This is a genomic window from Bacillus sp. FJAT-28004, from assembly GCF_001280845.1.
Classification (GTDB): domain Bacteria; phylum Bacillota; class Bacilli; order Paenibacillales; family Paenibacillaceae; genus Pristimantibacillus.
Genome location: NZ_LGHP01000001.1, coordinates 1,368,867 through 1,388,419, shown reverse-complemented (window position 1 = coordinate 1,388,419; position 19,553 = coordinate 1,368,867). Strand labels below are relative to the sequence as shown.

The window sequence follows — 19,553 nt, the reverse complement described above, 5'->3', positions numbered from 1 at the left end:
CGTGGGTTCGTGGGTTCGTGGGTTCGTGGGTTCGTGGGTTCGTGGGTTCGTGGGTTCGTGGGTTCGTGGGTTCGTGGGTTCGTGGGTTCGTAGGTTCTTGGGTTAGTTTATGGATGCATTGGTTCATCGGTTCGTGGGATCTGGGTTTGTACTTCATGGATTTATAGTTGTTGTTTGGCGGCTCGCTTCGTGGGTTCGTGGTTAGTAGCTTCGTGGTTAGTGGCTTCGTGATTCACGAGTCGTTGAGTTATATGACGAAGCCTAATAGTCTAATATGCGCAGTTGGTAGTCAAAAACAACAAACAAAAACGGCATCTCTGCCGTTTTCTTGTAAGAGGAGCACTGGAACATATAATCTCACTCAAAACATAGGCTCACACATTATACGGTGATGACTACGTTTCCTTTTTTGTGCCCTTTTTCGACGTAACTGTGAGCTTCAGCGATTTGTGACAGCGGATAGCTGCGATCGATGACCGATTTTATTTTGCCCGCCTCAAAAAGCACTTTTAGAAAGCCTAGATTTTCTTTACTCTGCTTTAAGCCTGCAGCTGTAAAAATTGCTTTTTTGCTGCTGAACTTTGACGTCCATACCATTTGAATCATTAATCCGAGTGTAGGAACCGTAGAGAGAAATACCCCTTTTTGCTTAAGCAATCTTTTACAACGTGAAAATGAACTCTTGCCTACTGCGTCAAAAATAACGTCATAAGTATGACCACCCTTGGTAAAGTCATCTTTGGTATAATCAATTACTTTATCAGCACCCAGTGATTTCACAAGTTCTAGATTGTTGGCACTGCATACTCCGGTAACTTCTGCTCCATAGTACTTGGCAAGCTGTACAGCATAAGCGCCTACCGCTCCAGATGCGCCATTAATTAGCACTTTTTGTCCACTTTGAATTTTCGCCGTATCTCTAAGGAAAGTCAAAGCGGTAGTAGCCCCATCACAGACACCTGCCGCCTCTTCATAGCTTGCATTGGCCGGTTTTATAATTACCGCTTTATCTTCAGGCAGACAGATACACTCGGCATGAGCACCAAATTTGTTCGGGCTCATACCAAAAACTCGGTCTCCTACTTTAAATAATTTCACATCTTTGCCTACTGCTTCGATTTCCCCCGCTAGTTCAACTCCTAGAATGGGAAACTTAGGTTTTTTGAAACCATAAATAAATCTTATGATAAATGGGTCTGCCTTTCGAAAGGAGCAGTCCGCACTCGTTACTATTGCCGCAAACACTCTTATCCGTATTTCGTTGTCCTTAGGTGTAGGTTTTTCTACCTCTTTTAATTCAAGAACATCTGGCGGTCCGTACTTTGTGCACACAATCGCTTTCATTAGTATCCCTCCACGAAGTCAAATAGGTTGTAATGCACCGAACCGGTAAAAGAATGTGCCACCCTTTTCGACATGATGATCAGGCACCAAACTATTCTGACCACTGTTGATCCAGCTTCGCCTTACTCCTAAATGGGTAGACTAACGTCCCTATTGGATCAGATTGCGCGTACCGCTTTGTTTCTGTTTGACATCAACTTGTACTGTATTAGCCTGTCAAATCGTCAATGGCATTGCTCGATATACAAGTAATATATCTACAATAAGGTATTAATGTATAGATACTAAAGTACTTTTCGACGGTATTATTATAGTCCGAGAAAAACATACAAGCTATAACAGTCCGAGCTCACGGGCACGTGCTACAGCTTCGGTACGCCTTTGGACTTGCAGTTTGCTAAAAATAATCTGATTATGTCCTTTAACCGTACTCAAGGCGAGAAAAAGCCGCTCGCTAATCTCACGATTTGAGAGTCCTTGGGAAATGAGTTTCAATACTTTTAACTCGCGCTCGCTCAATGGCTCGATAAGCGGCTGGACAAGTGGATTAGGGGACCGAGATGTGTTGTCTCCCCTATTCTTCTCCTCAGCTTCCAATATAGCTAGCAGCTTACTTGTATAGTCTGGCATCAATCCATCAGCAGCTGCTTCCGACAATAATTCAGCCATCAGAGTACCTTCGTCTACAAAGATACGAATAAAGCCACCCGATTCTGCCAATGCCAGCACGTCTCCAAGCAATTGCACAGCCTCGCCCTTTTCTCCATGCGCATGTAGAGCGACCGCTTTTAAAACCATAACCCTAAGACGTTCATCTTCCCAGCCCTTTGCTACCACCTGCCTGAGTACCGGCTCCAATACAGCCAGAGCTGCAGCCGTATCGCCCAGCGCCAGAAGTACGCGAACTTGGCTGATGGGAAGTTCATGTTTCTGTGCAAGCTGATCAGCTGCAGCCAGATTTCCCTGATAAAGGAACGAAAGCACTTGTACGGCAGCAACCTCAGGCATCCGATTCAAAAAATGATGTTGGCGCACGAACTGACTAGTCTTTGCTAGAATATCCGCCGCTCCGGTAACATCTCTCTGGGCAAGTTTCAGGCGAGCGAGAAACAACTCACAAACAACGACTCTATCCGTATTTTCAAATTGCTGAGCCATTTGAAAACTCTGATTCCCATGATCCTCCGCTGCATTCAGGTCATTCCATTCATAGAATATACGGGCGAGGCCAAGATGCGCTTCGCAAGCAATCGGCAATGGTGAATCGCCAACCAGCTGTAGGACGCGCCTATATGACTGGGATGCCAGATCAAGCTGATTTTCTACTTCCTGTATATTTCCTAGACCGATTGTGGCCGAGATGGTGATGATAATATGCCCGATCGCTTGACTAATAGATAAGGCTTCGGTATAAGCCTGCCTTGCCTCGGCACGATTTCCGTGAAGAAAATAAGCATATCCCAGCGTCCATGTGGTAGCAGTGCGGACAGGGAGATTATCTTGGTGAAGATACTCAAGGGCACGGAGCGACTGAGTCATGATTATTTCTGCTTGGTGCTGGCTGACAGCTAACGTTGCCCTTATGGCGGCGATATGTCCTATAATATCTTTGGTTTTGTCGTCTAGCTCAGTGCCATCCAGCGCAGCTTCAGCAGCTCTTAGCTTCGGTTCGACGATTGACATTTGTCCGACCATCAATAACACGGAGGCATGAATGACCCACAACGAAGGCCTCGTAACTAGCACCGTCGCCGGTAGTGACTCCAGCCAGTTCAGTACAGGGGCCACCGCGCCACGAAAATGAAGAGGCATCCCTTTTCCTTCCAACAAGCGCTCCGCGCGCTCAATATCATTGGCAGCAACCGCGTGGTGAAATGCTTCAATTTCTAAGCCATTGTTTTCGTACCATACACTGACACGTACATGTAATTCGGCCATGCTCTTCCCATCATCATCAGTAGATGAGCTAATGCTCTGATGCAGTCGCTGCCTTAGTAAATCGGCAAAGAGATGATGATAACGGTACCAACGTCGCTCGTTATCCAGGGGAACGATAAACAAGTTAGCGCGTTCAAGATATTCTAGCGTTTCTTGACCGGAATTAGTGGTGCGATCAAATAAGGGAGGTGAGAAATCTCCTTCATTCCTTTGTTCTTCGTCTCCCCTGCGCATAACTGCATCGCAAAGCGGCCCCGACAGACGGTCGAGAATAGAAGTTTGCAGCAAAAAAACTTGAACGCTTTTTGGCTGCTTTTGCAACACTTCTTCAAGCAAGTAATCCAGCACAAAATGATGACTGCCGGTGAACGATTTAATGAAGCTGGTCGCGTCTTTAAGTCCATGCATTGAAATAGCTGCCAATTGCAAACCAGCAATCCAGCCTTCGGTACGAGTATCAAGCAGGGCGATGTCTTCTGATGAAAGCTTTAGCCCCATCACTTGATTGAGAAAACCTGCAGCTTCGGAAGGTGTAAACCGCAAATCGGCAATGCGAAGCTCAGTCAGCTGGTCTCGAACGCGTAATCTAGCCAGGGGAAGATGTGGGTCCTTACGAGTTACGATGACCATGTGCATCTGTGATGGCATATGTTCGACCAAAAAGTTTAGCGCATAATCTACTGGTTTGGCATAAATAACATGATAGTCATCAAGAATGAGAAGGAAATTTGCTGAGCTGGCACTGATTTCATTAAGCAGAGTTGTCAGTATCGATTCAGTTGGTATGGGCAGAGGAGATTGGAGCATGCCAAACACGCTTTCTCCGATATTCACCATAATCTTCTGCAAAGCTGCAAGGAGGTGAGTCAGAAAGCGTTTAAGATCGTTATCCCCTTCGTCCAGTGACAACCAGGCGGCAGGTCGCTCGCAACCAACAACCCATTCACTTATCAACGTGGTTTTACCAAAGCCGGCAGAGGCAGAGATGAGAGTCAGCTTGCGATGCAGCCCCTCGTTCAGCCGCTCGATCAATCGGGTGCGGTGGACAACTTTAGGCCGAAGGGGTGGAATATCTATTTTGGTGGAGATAATTGGTATATTCATAGCTCAATTATAATGACCTCTGTTCTACAGCGTCAACTAATCCCAGCCGGCATATCAGGACCTGACACGAGCGCTCTAACGATTGTACCCGCACTCAAGAGAATAATTCCTCCGATAATACCCGATGTAGGCAGTAGAAACTTATGGTCAGAGCCTACCAGCTTGCGTGCCAAATGCGGACTAATTAAACCGACGAAGATTCTTTCCCATTACGTCCCGTGCGCACTGAACCATAGGATTTACCTTTTTGGAGTTACAGCGTTTATTGCCGTTAAGTTAAATCCTTTTACGATCAGCCATATAGGAAAAATGATTTCAAATATAGCCCCTGGAATATACAGTATCATTCCTACATCCAGACCGAAAATCCCTAAACATCCACTCGCAAATAAAGCTGCGTATCCAATTAAACCAATGACTGATATGATTCTTGGAATAAGCTTCGATCTATACATTAAATAACAAAACATCAGACTACCCAAGCTTAGAGCTAACATCCCCATATCAAATGCCGCATGCTGTCCTTTTACAACTAAGGTTCCAATCGTCTGAAAATATTCACTATCCACAGCACCTGAAGCTATATATTCTTGACTTAATATGACTAGTAATTGTAGGCCGATTATACTCACGATGAGAAGTACTGACTCCATAATTCTCGAACCAAAGTACCCAAGCGCTATAGCTTCATTTTGTTTTTTTAAGATCGGAAACATCAACATGGCAATACTTACAACAGCTGCGGAATTAATTAGTTCTAGAAACATTCCTATTATCACTTTTGACCTGTCTGGATAGAGATGGTTTAAATATTCTTGTTTATTCAGAACAGATTCGACAAGCCCATTTCCTACCATATACGCAACCGTTGCAATAAAAAATAATACCCCCACAATCACTGCAGTCTTCTTGTTTGAAATCATGTTCTATCTCCTTTGCCTAGGAATGATTTCTATTCAAAATTAGTTTTTAATTACTGGATTACTCGTTCAATATATAAGTAATATATCTTCAAAAAGGTGATGGATATAGATACTAAAGTATCTTTTTGAGGTATGTTTTGGGGGACATTGTGAGAGGTTTGAATTCTTATTGGACTATTTGTCTGAGAAGCATGGACGAGTTACGGACATTGGTTCCGCTATTTGTACAATTCACCTCATATTGTGCGTCTTACGGACACTGGTTCCGCTATTCGCTTCAAATCCGCGATTTTGGAGGGTTATAGCACAATTAACGGCTCTCAGGTCCGTTAAAATGTCAAAACCCAATTGAAATCAAACATAGCGGATCTAATGTCCGTTAGCTATGCAGGCTTCCCCTCCGTTCGACTCTTTATATTTTTCACTCATTACCCCAATTACTCATCCAAAGTACGGAATGATCGCAAATTTTTAAAAGAAAATAAAGCTTGAAGGTGACGTAACGTCACCAGATATAATATAAATCAGGAAAGGAGGGCGAGTGCTTGAAGCCAATGGAAGGCCAATACTTAACAACCGGTCAGCTTGCGCAGCGAACGGGGATGACTCTAAGAACACTCCGCTACTACGACAAGATCGGATTACTAAAGCCTACAAAATACAACCATGTTTCCATCCGCCTCTACAGTAAAGATGATGTGGCACGGCTGCAAAAGATCCAGATGCTTAAGTACGTCGGGTTATCCCTTTCCGAGATAAGTCAAATCATCTTTAACGACACCCAGCCTGAACGAGACCTGAGAAGCTCATTAAAGATGCAAAAAGAAATCATCCAACACAAAATCGCTCATATGCTGTACGTATCCAAAACTATTGAGGAAGCGTTGACTCTGGTAGATGATCAGGGAGATGAATTGGACTGGGAAGGTTTAGCTGACATCATCCAAACGATACTTAAGGAAAAGGAATGGCGTGAGCAGTACTACGATGCAGCTCGGCTGCAGGCGAGAATACAACTTTATGACCAGTTTATTTCGAACAAGACTTCATGGCATCGGTGGTTCTTTGAACATCTTGGCTCGCTTCCTGGTCTAAAAGTGCTTGAACTCGGTTGTGGCGATGCAGCCTTATGGCGAAGAAATGCGGACCTCATTCCCGATACCTGGAGCATTACGCTTACAGATCTATCACAAGGAATGCTTGAGGAAGCCCGGATGAGTTTAGGTGGGCACAGCGGCAGGTTTAAATTTCTGATCGCCGACGCCCAGGACGTTCCATTTCACGACAATGAATTCGATATTGTGATTGCCAATCACATGCTCTATCATGTGCTCGATATTAACCGAGCCATATCGGAAATGCGCCGTATACTGAAACCTGGTGGTCACGTGTACGCCTCTACGATGAGCAAGAGTCATTTGCAAGAAATCGAGCAATTGACTCAAGCTTTTGATCCGAATATTCAGGTGTTGGATCCGGTGATGGAACGATTCCAATTGGATAATGGGAGAGAAATGCTGCAGAACTCCTTTACGGAAATTAAACAGATTCGCTTTGAGGATTACATGCTGATTGACGATGAGCAGCCTCTCCTCCAGTACATTACTTCAACACCGATGAACGCAAGAAAAGTTCTTGTTGGTGAGAAGCTCGACCAATTCAAAACTTATTTACAGGCCAAGATAGCGGAAAAAGGAAGTCTCTACATCACAAAAGATTCGGGATTCTTTTGGGGCAAAAAAAACGCTTGAAGTTAAGGAGAAATACTTATGCAACCAAACATTCATATTGTGAAAGAAGAGATTCTATCAAACAATTGGTACCTTTTAAAGAAAATGACCTTCAATTACCAAAAACGTGACGGCAGTTGGGAAACGCACACCAGAGAAGCGTATGACCGCGGCAACGGCGCTGCGATTCTGCTGTATAACCTGGAAAAGCAAACCGTAATTTTGACACGACAATTTCGAATGCCGACTTATATTAACGGAAATGAAACCGGAATACTTATCGAAGCTTGCGCTGGATTACTGGATAATGACTCGCCGGAGGACTGCATTCGCCGTGAAACGGTAGAGGAAACCGGCTACAAGGTGACTAATGTACAAAAGGTTGGAGAAGCTTATATGTCCCCTGGTTCCGTCACTGAAATTTTATATTTCTTCGTTGCTGAGTATGCATCACATATGCATACGGGTCAGGGCGGAGGTGTAGAAACAGAACAGGAAGAAATCGAGGTACTGGAGTTGTCTTTCGGGCAAGCGCTGAACATGGTGGAAAACGGTGAAATACGGGATGCAAAAACGATTATGCTTCTCCAATACGCTCAGCTTAATGGGTTGTATCAGCCTATGAGCAAACCTCAGCATATACTGATTGCGGGTCCTTACCGTTCTAACACGGGGGACGATCCGGTGCTGATCAGGAACAATATGCGGCTGATGAATGAAACGGCCCTACAAGTTTATCAGATGGGACATATGCCGGTCCTTGGTGAATGGTACGCCCTTCCTCTAATTGAAACATGTGGATCACAACGAATGGGAGATGAGATTTTTGAACGAATTTTCCACCCCTCCTCCGTTCGTCTGTTATCCCATTGCGACGCGGTTCTTAGAATAGGTGGACCGTCCAATGGTGCCGATGAAATGGTAAAAACGGCTGCGGCCACAGGAAAAAGGATATATTACGATCTCGCTGAAATTCCAGTGTTATGTTAATTCATCCTAAAACCTACTTCCATATTACAAGTAGACGAATTCCCATTGTAAATATATAAAAAACAAAGAAAAAAATACCTCCGACTTCACGATGGGGCTGCGGTACGGTTCACCGCATAGTATCTAATCACAAGGTAAGGTTTAACTATAGTATTTATATTACTATATAAACATAAAGCCACTCCGAAAAAATGGAGTGGCTTCTTTAATAGAACTTCAATTTTATTTAACCTAGCTTTCAATATCCATTTTAATAAGGCCCCGTATCATTTCTCCTTTTAGGCACAATAAAAAAGCACTTTTCAAACAAGTTACTTCCTCAAATAAGTAAATCCTTTACAATAAACTTTTTACCAAGCAACCACATTCCGGCACTTATAACTAAGAAATATATAGGCATCGTCACCAATGAACCATTATGAAGAGAGCTCATTCCCCATGTTGTTAAGCTAACTAGCAAGTAATATCCTAAGCTAAATATCGCGCCTGCTGTTCCCACAACATCATGAAAATTGACAAGGGCAAGACTTAGACAATTAGGTAAAGCAATACCAGCCCCCATTAACATGACAAACATGATTATTAAAATACATACGATGACTATTATATTCGGCAAAGTTACTAGACTACTCGCGAATGTTAATAGTAAAGCCCCGATTGTCATAACTAGACAACCGATATGAATGATCTTTTCTGTTACATAGACGGACAATTATCTTTTTGAAATCATTGCACCAACAATCGACGCCAAGGCTACAATAATGCCTAGAAAGCCATAGACTCCCTAAGGACGGGAGTGGCATATTTCAACTCCGTTTTTGCTGACACTGGTTGACTGAACAGTAGTCCCATTATAATAAATCAAGTTAAAAGATAAGTGAATTTATACATGAATCACTCTCCCCTTTTCAGCCCTATTTTGTCCAACACAAGAAATAATGCCACCCATCTCACACTCTATTATCTAGTTGTTTCCTGAACTGCCTGATCCGGTGAAATGTAGAGTAGTTGGCGTCATGCATGTTTTTCGCTTGATTGATGGCGGTGCGGCACAAATATAAAATATCGTCGCCGTCGATCAAGAAGCTGACATATTGAAAACCGACATCAGCCGGATTTTCATGACGGAAATCATGAAGTCTTTTGACGATTTGGAAATTTTGCATATCGTGTGATACGGCAAGTGACAATACATTACGCTGACGCGGTGTCGCATCATCGACAATTTCGCTGACGATTGCCCAATAGGCCTGAGAACCTTCGTCATAAAGAAGATCAAATTTCGAGTTGCTACCACCGTTGAAGTTGGCAAAGCCGTGGAAGCGGAGCGGTTCTTCAGGCTGATTTTTATTTCCTTTCAGCACGAGCGCTTTTCCGTACTCAGCCATTTGATATCGTAACATATTGTAAATTTCTCCGTCCGGACCAACGACTGCGTTTCCTTCCAAAGCTCCGTTGGATTGACCTCCCGGCTCCGCTCCGGGCCAAGAGTGATCGTAAGGCAAAAAACCTGTACAGGACCAGTTCTCGGCAACAAGCAGATCAGCGTCAGCATCAATGGAGATCAGCCCATTGCTGTGTCCGCCAGTCAACCAGGAGCCGTAATCTACCGCCGTATAAAGCCTGTTCTCCCATTCGATAACCGGCATTGGCGCCTTGTGCGGCCCACGGCCATCCCGGTTTCCTGCGCCCGTCATAATCGTAACGGGCGGACCCCAAGTCTGTCCCTCGTCCGTCGAACGGCCAATCAGCAAATCGCCGTATTCCGTGGAGTTGGCCAGCATATACAGGACGCCGCGATGACAGAACAGCTTGCCCCAGAAGCAGGGGAGCAACTCGCACACATAACGCCAATGCTCGCCGTTATCGTCCGAGCGGAAGAGCAGCGTCAGATTTTGCGGCGCCTTGCTAGCAAAAACATCCATCGATGCCAGCAGAGCGCCCGACGGCAGCTTGACAATCGAAGGGCTGCACAAGCTTCTACCGGAGAAGGCGTAACATTCGTCCTCGGGATGCAGATAGTTGACGACCGTGCCGACCGACGGACCCGTCCGCGCAAGACGGATATCGCTCAAGCCCGCTCCGTTTTCCCGCACTACATACATCTCATAGTCGCATTCCGGTTCCAGACCCGTAATCATGCCAACTGACGAATCCAGTGCAATAACCGCATACGGATCATTGGTCCGATATTTGCGGTAATAGAGCAGATGCGCGCCATTGTCTCCCGCATCCATCCACTCAAACTCGATCGAGGCAACGTCCGGCGCCAGACGGCATATATAAGGCAAGGTGCGTTTGTAATATTGATCGTAAGGGCTGTACGGCAGATAGCTCCAGCCAGCGTATCCTAACATGTTCCTCACTCCTGAAATGTAATAGTAGGTATTATCCTTTGACTGATCCGATCATAACGCCTTTTACAAAATATTTCTGAACAAACGGGTAAACGCACATAATAGGCAAGGTGGACACGATAATGACCGCGTACCGCATCGCTTCCACCAAATAAATTTGTGCCACTGCATCGCCGCCCATATCGGCGTTCTCAGATGCCATACTCATGGCAGACTGATTGACAATCAAATTGCGCAAGGCCATTTGCAACGGCATATAGCCAGAATCTCGCAAGTAGATCATAGCATTGAACCATGAATTCCACTGACTTACCGCTGCAAAGAGCACAAGCACAGCGATGAGAGCTTTGGAGACGGGCAAAACAATTTGAAAGAAAAAGGAGAAATGACTACAACCATCGATACTCGCAGCTTCGAACAGTTCATCAGGTAGAGTAGATCTCATAAAGGTTCTACTAATAATGATGTTTGTAATATTGACTGCTCCAAGCAAAATGATAATGAGCGGATTGCCGTATAGACCGATTTCTTTTACAAGCAAGTAAGTTGGAATAAGGCCTCCATTAAAAAACATGGTGAACAACAAGAACGCTGTAATAAGCACTTTGCCCGGGAAAGATTTGCGGGATAATGAATATCCTGCAAGCAGACTTGTCGTCACCGAAAGAAACGTAAAAAAGAGGGTATAAAATAACGTATTGCGGTACCCAACCCAGATTGGAGAGTAGTTCAACACTTCCAAATAACCTTTAAAATCAAAGCTTCTCGGCCAAAACATCACTTTACCAGTAGCAACCAGCTTCGGATCGCTGAATGAAGCGATAACCACAAAGTAGAGTGGATAAGCTACGATTAGAAGCAGTATTATTAAAATGGTGTAGTTAAAAATATCGTATATTTTGTCCTGCCTGGTTTGTGAAATGGGTTTTGACATCGCGCTCTCCCTCCTCTACCATAGCGATTCTTGGCCAAGGCGTTTACTGATCTGATTGACCATGAGAATCATAATGAAATTAATACCGGAATTGAACAAGCCTATAGCGGCAGACAGACTGTACTGTCCTTCTCTGATCCCTATCTTGTACACGTAGGTATTAATAACTTCGCTTGTACTTACATTGAACGAGTTTTGCATAAGGAATACTTTCTCAAAACCTACATTCATGATTGATCCGGATTCTAAAATTAACAAAATAACAATCGTGGGCAATATAGACGGCAGATCGATTTTCAAAACACGTTGAAATTTACTGGCGCCGTCTATAATGGCCGCTTCGTGCATGGACTGGTCTACCGCGGATAATGCGCTGAGATAAATAATGCTGCTCCAGCCAAGGCCTTGCCAGACGCTACTCCACACATACAAATGTGGAAAAGCGGCAGCGTCTATCAATACTCCAAGATTTCCTTCCAGCCAGCCTAGGGAATTCAACAGGTTTTTGACGATTCCCATTGAAGGTGAGAAGAGAATATTTACCATCCCGATAATAACAACGATAGAGATAAAATGTGGTGCATAAGTAATAGTCTGAACCAACTTCTTCAGCTTCTGATTACTTGCGCTGTTAAGCATAAGCGCTAGCAGAATAGGTAGCGGGAAGCCGGCAAGCAGCATGTAAAAGCTTAGTATTAATGTGTTTTTCAGAATGACGGTAAACATAGGCATCGAGAAGAACCGGTCGAAATATTTGAGACCTACCCATGGGCTGTCTATAATGCCCAAATGCGGCTTAAAATCTTTGAAAGCAATCGTGACGCCATACATCGGCAAATAGTTAAAAATTATAACTAGCACAATGGCTGGCAGAAGAAAGATATACAATTGTCGGCTTTCCCAGACTCTATAGCTTAAGGGTTTAAGGATTCCACTCCCTTTATTTAGTCTCGATGACTTCATCCATCATAGCCCCTTCCATTATTTTGCGATTACATCGTATCCTTTTTGTTTTAACCCCACAAACTTTTCCAAGCCCAAGTTGTTCATTTGTTTCACATACGCATCCCATTGTGCATCAATATCTTGCTTGCCTGTAATAAAATCGGCAAACATCGCTTTACGATAGTTCGTTAAATCAGCTTGGTATTGCTTCATCATGCTGATATCATCCGCATCAAGCGCGCCTTCTACGAGTACCATCTCATTTGGCATGACTACATCTTTATATACATTCTCGTATGCCCAAGCTCTGTTGTTCTTCTCATCATAGGTCGTCTCTTTCCATTTGTTCTCGTAGAAGTCCTGGTCTCTCAAGGCGACAATGGAATTGTGCAGCCCTAACTGACCGCTATGCTCTGTCATTTTGTCAGGAGATTCCTCCCAGAATAATTGATAGGCTTTTCCCTCACTGTCAAAATCCCAAGTCACTCCTTGAATGCCTCTGCTTACAGTCAAACCCAGTTCATTATCTGAAGCGATTGCTTCCAGCAACCGAGCAGTTGCAACAGGGTATTTATTATTTTTAGTAATAATAGCAGCGTTGGCTGGTCCAGCTACATAGGCCTGGCTTCTGATCAACGGCTTCTGACCGTTCCCGCTATCGAGTGGTCTCATGGCCGTTCCGAGCTCCGGCTGTCTGTTTTCGTAAGAATGATAGGAGCCTACAACCGGCGGAATGGAGCTGATTTTGGCTGCATAGGTATTGAAATCGTCTGTAAACACTTCAGGCGGAATCACCCCTGCACTGTATAGCTCGCGCAAATATTTGAGCGGTTCTTTAATCGCCGGATTGGTAGACTGGTCTTTAACGACACCGTTATCTACATATAGATAATCTCCGTGTGTAATATAAACGCCAAAGCTTCCGTAAATATCGAATTGCCCTCCAACATAGCGGTCGAACATGAAATAGTACGGAATAACATCACTTGGGATAGTTCCTTTTCCGGCATTTTCTTTGATAGCTATTAAAGTGTTTTTGAATTCTTCAGTAGTTTTAGGCATTGGTAATTGCAGTTCGTTTAACCAGGAATCCATAATAATCCATTGGTCGCGCAAGTTGCGAACGAAAGGAGCGAAGTCAATGAAAGGCAAGCCATACAACTTTCCATTGGAAGCCAATGAGCCGTTATAAACAAGCTTGTTCTCCTCCATAAAGCGGTTCCACGTTGGAGCATATTGTTCAATCAACGGTTTCATCTCAACAAATTGATCACCTTCAACTGCAGAAGTCATTTGATTTGCATTGATACCAACAGCAAACAGAATATCGGGGTAATCATTGCTGGCAAACATTAAATCTACTTTTTCAGAATCTTTCAATACTTCTACTTCAACATTAATATTCGTCTTCTCGGCAATATACTTCCAAACCTCTGTTGTGTCCATTTCCGGGCGCAATGCGCTGTAAGAGACAACGGCTTTAATAGTAATAGGTTCTTTCGTAATCGGATAGCCTTCCAAATTGGTCATACCACCATCGGCAGTGCCATCCGTTTGTTCCGGTGCGGCGCTGCTTATGCCAGTGTTATTGCCCGGTGTTTCTGCTTTGCTGCATGCTGCCAGCATGCTTAATACCAAAATTGTGATCAGGCCAAGTTTAAACATTGAATGAATACGTTTTGTTTTCATCCTTTTACTACCTCCCTTTAATATGTATAGTATGTGCCGCTCCGCGGCAGTCGCTGTCGTCAGCCGACGCATGTTTGTTGCGGACTGGCCGCATCAAACATCGATTGCCATCGCTTTTCCGGCTAGTAACGAAAGTCCAGTTAGCTGAGCGATTTCTTTGCGCTGTGATTCCGTGAATAGCTTGGTATCCCGTACCCGACTGCTTATTTCCATCGGAAGACCTTGCAGTGTCAAGCTGTATTTGGCATTGACTGGATAATACTGATACTCGGCCATGGAATTGGTACCGAGAAATTGTTGCAACTGCTCAGCCTTTTCCGGCTCGGTTTGAAAATAATTGCAAAGCCAGACGTATAGTTCTGGATGAAAGTTAGCCATAACCCCACTATATCCGTCTGCGCCTAGCTGTAAGCTTTCCAGCAATGTGGCGCTGTTAGCGTTAAACAATTTAATGCCCGAGCCCTTAATTATTTGCAACCTCTCGGCAATTTGCTGTATGCTGCAGCAAGTGTCTTTAATGAACAAAAAGCGATTGAGTTCCACACAAGAACGCAGCACGTTTGGTGACAGCAATCTTTTATAAGGATACGGGCATTCGTAAATACCAAGCGGGATATCGGGCAACCTTTCTGTAAACGCTTTCATTCTCTCGATTAATATATCGTCGCTTTCATCCTCCGCAGCAAAGCGGTTTGGCAGAATGACGTAGGCTTCTGCGCCGGTACACATGATTTCTTCCGCTTCACGAACCTGATCGTCCACACTGTCTGACGTATGTCCGGATACAATTACTTGCAGTCCGTCAGGGACATTCTCGACAATAAACTTTGCCAAGCTTTTCTTCTCCGCAAGAGTCAGGTGAAACATCTCACTAGATTGACACACTGCAAATATGCCTGCAACACCTCGTTTCTGATAATAGTCGATCATCTTTTCTACGGCGGTATAGTCGATTGTATTATTTGCCGTAAAAGGAGTAATCATGGTAGGCCAAACGCCGCTCTTGATGCTCTGCATGTTATCCACCTCTCATACGTTCTGATATATAGAACTACATTCTAAATAATTCTTTATTTGACGTTATATTATCACAGTAATTTTGCCGTGTAAATAGAAATTCATTTTTTTCTATTGTGATTCCGGGCAAAAATCAGCCGGAATTGTAGATTAGTGTAGAATAGTGTTGCGTAAAAATAGTATTATGTTCTATAATAGAGAACGATGATATAAATCAGGAATTCAGGAGAGAGGGGTTTGGTGATGGCAGAGGAAGCAAAAGTGAAGACATTGAAGAAAGCATTGGACATTTTGTCCTGCTTTTCAGTAGCAACACCGGAATTGGGGATTTCGGAAATTAGTGATCGGCTTGGCTTGTACAAAAGCAATGTGCACAATATTATTTCTACTTATGAGCAGTTTGGCTATATCGAGAGAAATACGGAGAACGGCAAGTATCGTCTCGGTACCAGGATTTTGGAGTTGTCGTATATTATCAATTCCAATTTGGGGTTGCATAACGCGATCCAGCCGCCGATGAGTGCCTTGTCGGTAGAAGTCAATGAAGTTGTTTATTTTGCGGTGCCCAAAGGAGCCTGCATCATGTATTTGGAAGGCGTATATCCAGCTACATCCTTTAATGCGCGTTCTATGACGGGTGAGAAGGCCGAAATGTACTGTACTTCCCTAGGCAAGGCTATTCTGGCTTTTTTACCGCCCGATCAGGCAATAAAAGCGATAAGCGAACAAAGCATGCGCGCCCATACGCCCAACACAATAACGGATCGCAATGCCTTGCTGAATGAATTGGAGCTTACTCGCAAAAGAGGCTACAGCATCGACAATATGGAGCATGAGTTCGGCATTAAGTGTGTCGGGGTTCCTGTATTCAGGCGGGACGGTTCCTTACTGGGCGGTATGAGCATATCAGGTCCGTCGCTCAGAGTTGAAGACCGTATAGAGGAGTATGCAGAAAAACTGCACGCCTCCAGCCAGAAGATCAGTTTGCGTACGTGAGGGGTGCGCGGCAGCCTCGCCGCCGCTTTGTAAATTATTATCCGCTGTGTAAAAAAAGAGAGGGGCCAAAGCCTCTCTTTATTATTTCCGCCAATACATCTCATCTATTCGTTACGCACCATCAATATTACGCACTCCACATGCATCGAATGTATATACCTAAGCCTCTATAGATATTTAACATCCACGCCTCAACCCTCAACACATACTTTTGCTTTATCACTACTTGTGATAAGGCTCACCGGGCTGTCTGTAACGGCAAGTTTTTGAGCCATCCTTTGCGTGAGTGTCATATTTTTCCAAATGCTAAGTCCCGCCGACACGTGCCCACCAGCAAATCCGGTCAACTAATAGCCGAGATATTGGATATATTCCGCCTGACATATGATGGGGTCCAAGCTAAACAAGCCCGGCACAGTGTTTCGTGCAAGGGCTTGTTTTGTTATTTGGGATGAGAACCCCATATTAGGCTTTACGTATGCTAATGGATCAGCTGCTATAAACTTCGAACTCATAAAGAGAATACCAGTCGCCTGTGCCTCGATCTGTCGCATGCATCCTTATATACCTTGCATTTACCGGTTCAAAGTAGATATCGTCTATACCACCGTCTCCATTCGTTGTCATGTATATATCCGTCCAGTTGGTTGCATCGTTCGACACCTGAATCTTATAGCCTTTAGCATGAGCATACTCCCAGTTGAGTTTGACATTGTTGACGCGGGTTTCCTGTCCGAGGTCTACATAGATCCATTGCGGATTTGAATACAGGCTGGCCCATCTTGTCGTTTCATTACCATCCACCGCTTTATCGGCCGTTAATGTGGATGTCTCGTTGGAAGAGGATATTGCCGATTTGTTTAACGCTAGATTCGGTTTGCCATAAACCTGGAATTCATATAAGGAATAGCCATAGAAGGAGTAAGCTCTCTGGGTTCCGTACATTCTTACATACCTTGCATTTACGGCAGTAAAGAATATATCGTCAATCCCACCGTCTCCATTCGTTGTCGTATACACATCCATCCAGTTGACAGCGTCATTCGATACTTGAATCTTGTAGCCTTTGCCATAGGCAAGCTCCCAATTCAATATAACTCGATTTATGTTATAAGCCTGCCCAAGGTCGATCGTAATCCATTGCGGGTCTGCAAACTGACTGGCCCATCTTGTCGTCACGTTACCGTCAACCGCATTATTCGGAGAAAGAGCTGCCTCTTGATTGGAAGATGACGTAGCTGTATTATTTAACGCCAAATTTGTTGTAGTAGCGGATCCGACGCTGTCTCCATATACTTGAAACTCATAAATAGAGTAACCATAGCTCGTGCCCCTCTCTGTTGCGTGCATTCTCACGTATCTTGCCGTTGTAGGCACAAAGCCTATATCGTCTACACCTCCGTTGCCTGTCGTTGTCGAGTACAAATCGGTCCAATTGACCGCATCATTCGATACTTGAATTTTGTAGCTCTTGCCGTAAGCATACTCCCAGTTAAGTTTGACGCGTTTGATGTTGTAGGCTTGCCCGAGATCGACGTAAATCCACTCTGTACTTGAATACTGTTGGCTTGACCACCGTGTACCCGGCAAATTGTCAACAGCTTTAGCGGCGGATAGAGAAGAACTTTGGTTGGAAGAGGCTATTGCCGATTTACCGCTTGCAAGATTAACTGGAATGGTATACGTTCCTTTAACAAATTTGTAGATATCTTCATACATCTGTCTCCCGTCATAAACTCCGTTTACACCGTTGTTATTCTTGTTTTTATACAAGTTGTATATCCCAAAAATATCTTGATACCAACCCTTGACCGCTCCCGTCATGTATCCGTATTCTACGCCGGCCTTTAAGTAATTATCGAATCGGTTTTTAAAATCGGGGTCGAACATCGCTCTTTCGTCAAACTCCATTTCGATGCCCTTATTATATGTTTGAGCTTGGGTCGATACATTCGTCATTCTCGAATAATCAGTCTCCGGCACGAAATAGTGATTGGGCTGCTGGATGCTAAAATCGATTGCATAATTATTCCAGTTGTTGCTTTGTCCGGCACCAAAGTATGGAATCCAGGCAAGTTTCAGACCAAGCGTATGAAGATAGTTACCAGAGTTATTAATTGCATTTACTTCACCCGGATTGCCGGGATCAATATCTTCATGGAACCAGTAGAAGCCTTTTAATTCAAGGTTGCTGTATTGGGCTTGATTCCATCTGCTTAATACGGTGTCGATATACCATTTGGTTACCTTCGTCATATTGCTAGGCGTCGAATTCAGATTTTCGCTGATTCCGTCGTTATCGACATCTCCGAAATTGGTGATTTCGCTATTAGGATAAGGCAGCATAATATATACTTTGGATTTGTAATTTGTTAGGTTTAGTGTGGTTGCAACTTGCTGGGTTGCTTGGTTGAGGGCATCAAGCTGTTGATTAGCGGTGAAAATACGGTTTATATACCATTCCCAATCCGCCTTATAGGTCCACTTGGCAGGGTCCGCTGTATCACCAAAATCTCTATAGTCAGATGTGTTGATTCCTAGAAATAGAAATGAATCGAAAAAGGTGTCATCCATCACATTATTACTGTTGTAGTGCGCAACATAGGGCAAAAGCGTATTCTTGTCATACGTGCCGATTTCTCTTCCCTCGTATGTCGTTCGTCCACCGTAATATCCAGTATAAAGCAAGGCCATGTTCTTCACATTCCCAGATGCCGCGGTATTTGGTGGGAAATATCCTGTTGCAGCAGCAGCGGCAAGCGGCTGTTCTAAGTTAGACTGGGGTTGTTGCTCGAGATCAGGATCGGACTTTTCTTGTTGTCCCTGTCCCTGCTGATTAGTAACTTCAAGTAAAGGCTGTTGATCCTCCTGCCCCTGCGAAATCTTCGGCGACCTATCCCCTTCTCCCTTCACTACTGATGGTTGAACAGAAAAAACAATCGATAAGATTAACACAAATGATAACAGCAAGGAACTTCGTCTTGGATACCTCTGACTTCGCTTCATCTTTCATCCCCATTTCTTAGGTTTAAATGATTTTAACAAGTCTGGTACATGGTCTTGATCCGAGTGTCCATTTTATCCAAGCTCCAAACGGCCTCTTTACGACTAATTCTATGAGGCAATTTTATGCTTGAAAATAGATTTCTGTTTACTTTCATATACACCTTTTTACAAATCAAAAAATGAACCGATGCACCTTTCTCTTGTTTCTTCGCATGTGACCTACGCACATATATTCAAACCCATACGCCGCAAGGAATTCTCCAAAAAAAACTTGCCCTTATTTGTGGTACGGTTCACCTTGATTAATCTTAAACTAGCTCATTGATGGTTGACTTCGTATTGAATTGTCTCACACAATTTTTGAAGTTGACTTCAAAATAAATAAGCTTAATGGTCAATACGAAACTATCTACTGGTGTAGTACCAATTACTAATAATAAAGGCCAGAACCTCTATTCGATGAATTCTGGCCTTCTATATGACACTTGTTTTGATATTTGTTGCTGAACCTTCACTTTCCCTCCCGCCTCGTCCTATTTTTATCGGCTAATAAAATGTTAGAATAGAATGAGCAGTTCAA

The 19,553-nt window shown here is 43.9% G+C and carries 13 protein-coding genes and 1 pseudogene; 3 read left to right on the top strand and 11 right to left on the bottom strand.

What is annotated here, in order from left to right; all coding sequences use genetic code 11:
* Nucleotides 1–381: 381 nt before the first annotated feature.
* The 4 genes from AC787_RS05655 to AC787_RS05645 all read right to left on the bottom strand — a co-directional run bounded on the left by AC787_RS05655 (nt 382) and on the right by AC787_RS05645 (nt 5,309).
* A complete protein-coding gene (locus AC787_RS05655; RefSeq protein ID WP_054023885.1) occupies nt 382–1,344 on the bottom strand; it encodes an NAD(P)-dependent alcohol dehydrogenase in 963 nt (320 codons plus the stop codon).
* A 333-nt stretch (nt 1,345–1,677) separates the two neighbouring features.
* On the bottom strand, nt 1,678–4,386 hold the full coding sequence (locus AC787_RS05650) for a LuxR C-terminal-related transcriptional regulator (RefSeq protein WP_054023884.1): 2,709 nt from the start codon (nt 4,384–4,386) through the stop codon (nt 1,678–1,680).
* 32 nt (nt 4,387–4,418) lie between these two features.
* Entirely contained in the window at nt 4,419–4,571 is a 153-nt protein-coding gene (locus AC787_RS35320) for an iron chelate uptake ABC transporter family permease subunit (RefSeq protein ID WP_414730969.1), read from the bottom strand.
* Nucleotides 4,572–4,625: 54 nt separating this feature from the next.
* Entirely contained in the window at nt 4,626–5,309 is a 684-nt protein-coding gene (locus AC787_RS05645; RefSeq protein ID WP_054023883.1) for a DUF4386 domain-containing protein, read from the bottom strand.
* Between the two features lie 554 nt (nt 5,310–5,863).
* Here AC787_RS05645 and AC787_RS05640 point away from each other — a divergent pair.
* A complete protein-coding gene (locus AC787_RS05640; RefSeq protein ID WP_054026917.1) occupies nt 5,864–7,060 on the top strand; it encodes a MerR family transcriptional regulator in 1,197 nt (398 codons plus the stop codon).
* A gap of 18 nt (nt 7,061–7,078) precedes the next feature.
* On the top strand, nt 7,079–8,029 hold the full coding sequence (gene nudK, locus AC787_RS05635) for a GDP-mannose pyrophosphatase NudK (RefSeq protein WP_054023882.1): 951 nt from the start codon (nt 7,079–7,081) through the stop codon (nt 8,027–8,029).
* 319 nt (nt 8,030–8,348) lie between these two features.
* Here nudK and AC787_RS34665 read toward each other — a convergent pair.
* The 6 genes and pseudogenes from AC787_RS34665 to AC787_RS05605 all read right to left on the bottom strand — a co-directional run.
* Nucleotides 8,349–8,810, bottom strand: a pseudogene (locus AC787_RS34665) (Bcr/CflA family drug resistance efflux transporter); the annotation flags it as partial.
* 169 nt (nt 8,811–8,979) lie between these two features.
* On the bottom strand, nt 8,980–10,386 hold the full coding sequence (locus tag AC787_RS05625) for a sialidase family protein (protein WP_054023880.1): 1,407 nt from the start codon (nt 10,384–10,386) through the stop codon (nt 8,980–8,982).
* A 31-nt stretch (nt 10,387–10,417) separates the two neighbouring features.
* The gene (locus AC787_RS05620; protein ID WP_054023879.1) at nt 10,418–11,320 is read right to left on the bottom strand and encodes a carbohydrate ABC transporter permease; all 903 of its coding nucleotides are present in this window, start codon (nt 11,318–11,320) and stop codon (nt 10,418–10,420) included.
* A 15-nt stretch (nt 11,321–11,335) separates the two neighbouring features.
* Nucleotides 11,336–12,208, bottom strand: coding sequence for an ABC transporter permease (locus AC787_RS05615; protein WP_235560910.1), 873 nt, complete (start codon nt 12,206–12,208; stop codon nt 11,336–11,338).
* A 93-nt stretch (nt 12,209–12,301) separates the two neighbouring features.
* Nucleotides 12,302–13,954, bottom strand: coding sequence for a hypothetical protein (locus tag AC787_RS05610; RefSeq protein WP_054023877.1), 1,653 nt, complete (start codon nt 13,952–13,954; stop codon nt 12,302–12,304).
* Nucleotides 13,955–14,047: 93 nt separating this feature from the next.
* Nucleotides 14,048–14,971: a dihydrodipicolinate synthase family protein gene (locus AC787_RS05605; RefSeq protein WP_054023876.1), complete on the bottom strand. Its 924-nt coding sequence runs from the start codon at nt 14,969–14,971 to the stop codon at nt 14,048–14,050.
* Between the two features lie 243 nt (nt 14,972–15,214).
* Here AC787_RS05605 and AC787_RS05600 point away from each other — a divergent pair, with 243 nt between their 5' ends.
* Nucleotides 15,215–15,967 carry an IclR family transcriptional regulator gene (locus tag AC787_RS05600; RefSeq protein ID WP_054026916.1) on the top strand — a complete coding sequence of 251 codons (753 nt, stop codon included), beginning with the start codon at nt 15,215–15,217 and terminating at the stop codon, nt 15,965–15,967.
* Nucleotides 15,968–16,456: 489 nt separating this feature from the next.
* Here AC787_RS05600 and AC787_RS05595 read toward each other — a convergent pair whose 3' ends face one another.
* The gene (locus tag AC787_RS05595; protein ID WP_054023875.1) at nt 16,457–18,973 is read right to left on the bottom strand and encodes a DUF4855 domain-containing protein; all 2,517 of its coding nucleotides are present in this window, start codon (nt 18,971–18,973) and stop codon (nt 16,457–16,459) included.
* Between the last annotated feature and the right edge of the window lie 580 nt (nt 18,974–19,553).

Excerpts from the sequence above, each read along its gene's own strand:
- AC787_RS05655 (WP_054023885.1), bottom strand. The coding sequence starts at position 1,344 with ATGAAAGCGATTGTGTGCACAAAGTACGGACCGCCAGATGTTCTTGAA.
- AC787_RS05650 (WP_054023884.1), bottom strand. The coding sequence starts at position 4,386 with ATGAATATACCAATTATCTCCACCAAAATAGATATTCCACCCCTTCGG.
- AC787_RS05645 (WP_054023883.1), bottom strand. The coding sequence starts at position 5,309 with ATGATTTCAAACAAGAAGACTGCAGTGATTGTGGGGGTATTATTTTTT.
- AC787_RS05640 (WP_054026917.1), top strand. The coding sequence starts at position 5,864 with ATGGAAGGCCAATACTTAACAACCGGTCAGCTTGCGCAGCGAACGGGG.
- nudK (WP_054023882.1), top strand. The coding sequence starts at position 7,079 with ATGCAACCAAACATTCATATTGTGAAAGAAGAGATTCTATCAAACAAT.
- AC787_RS05625 (WP_054023880.1), bottom strand. The coding sequence starts at position 10,386 with ATGTTAGGATACGCTGGCTGGAGCTATCTGCCGTACAGCCCTTACGAT.
- AC787_RS05620 (WP_054023879.1), bottom strand. The coding sequence starts at position 11,320 with ATGTCAAAACCCATTTCACAAACCAGGCAGGACAAAATATACGATATT.
- AC787_RS05610 (WP_054023877.1), bottom strand. The coding sequence starts at position 13,954 with ATGAAAACAAAACGTATTCATTCAATGTTTAAACTTGGCCTGATCACA.
- AC787_RS05605 (WP_054023876.1), bottom strand. The coding sequence starts at position 14,971 with ATGCAGAGCATCAAGAGCGGCGTTTGGCCTACCATGATTACTCCTTTT.
- AC787_RS05600 (WP_054026916.1), top strand. The coding sequence starts at position 15,215 with ATGGCAGAGGAAGCAAAAGTGAAGACATTGAAGAAAGCATTGGACATT.
- AC787_RS05595 (WP_054023875.1), bottom strand. The coding sequence starts at position 18,973 with ATGAAGCGAAGTCAGAGGTATCCAAGACGAAGTTCCTTGCTGTTATCA.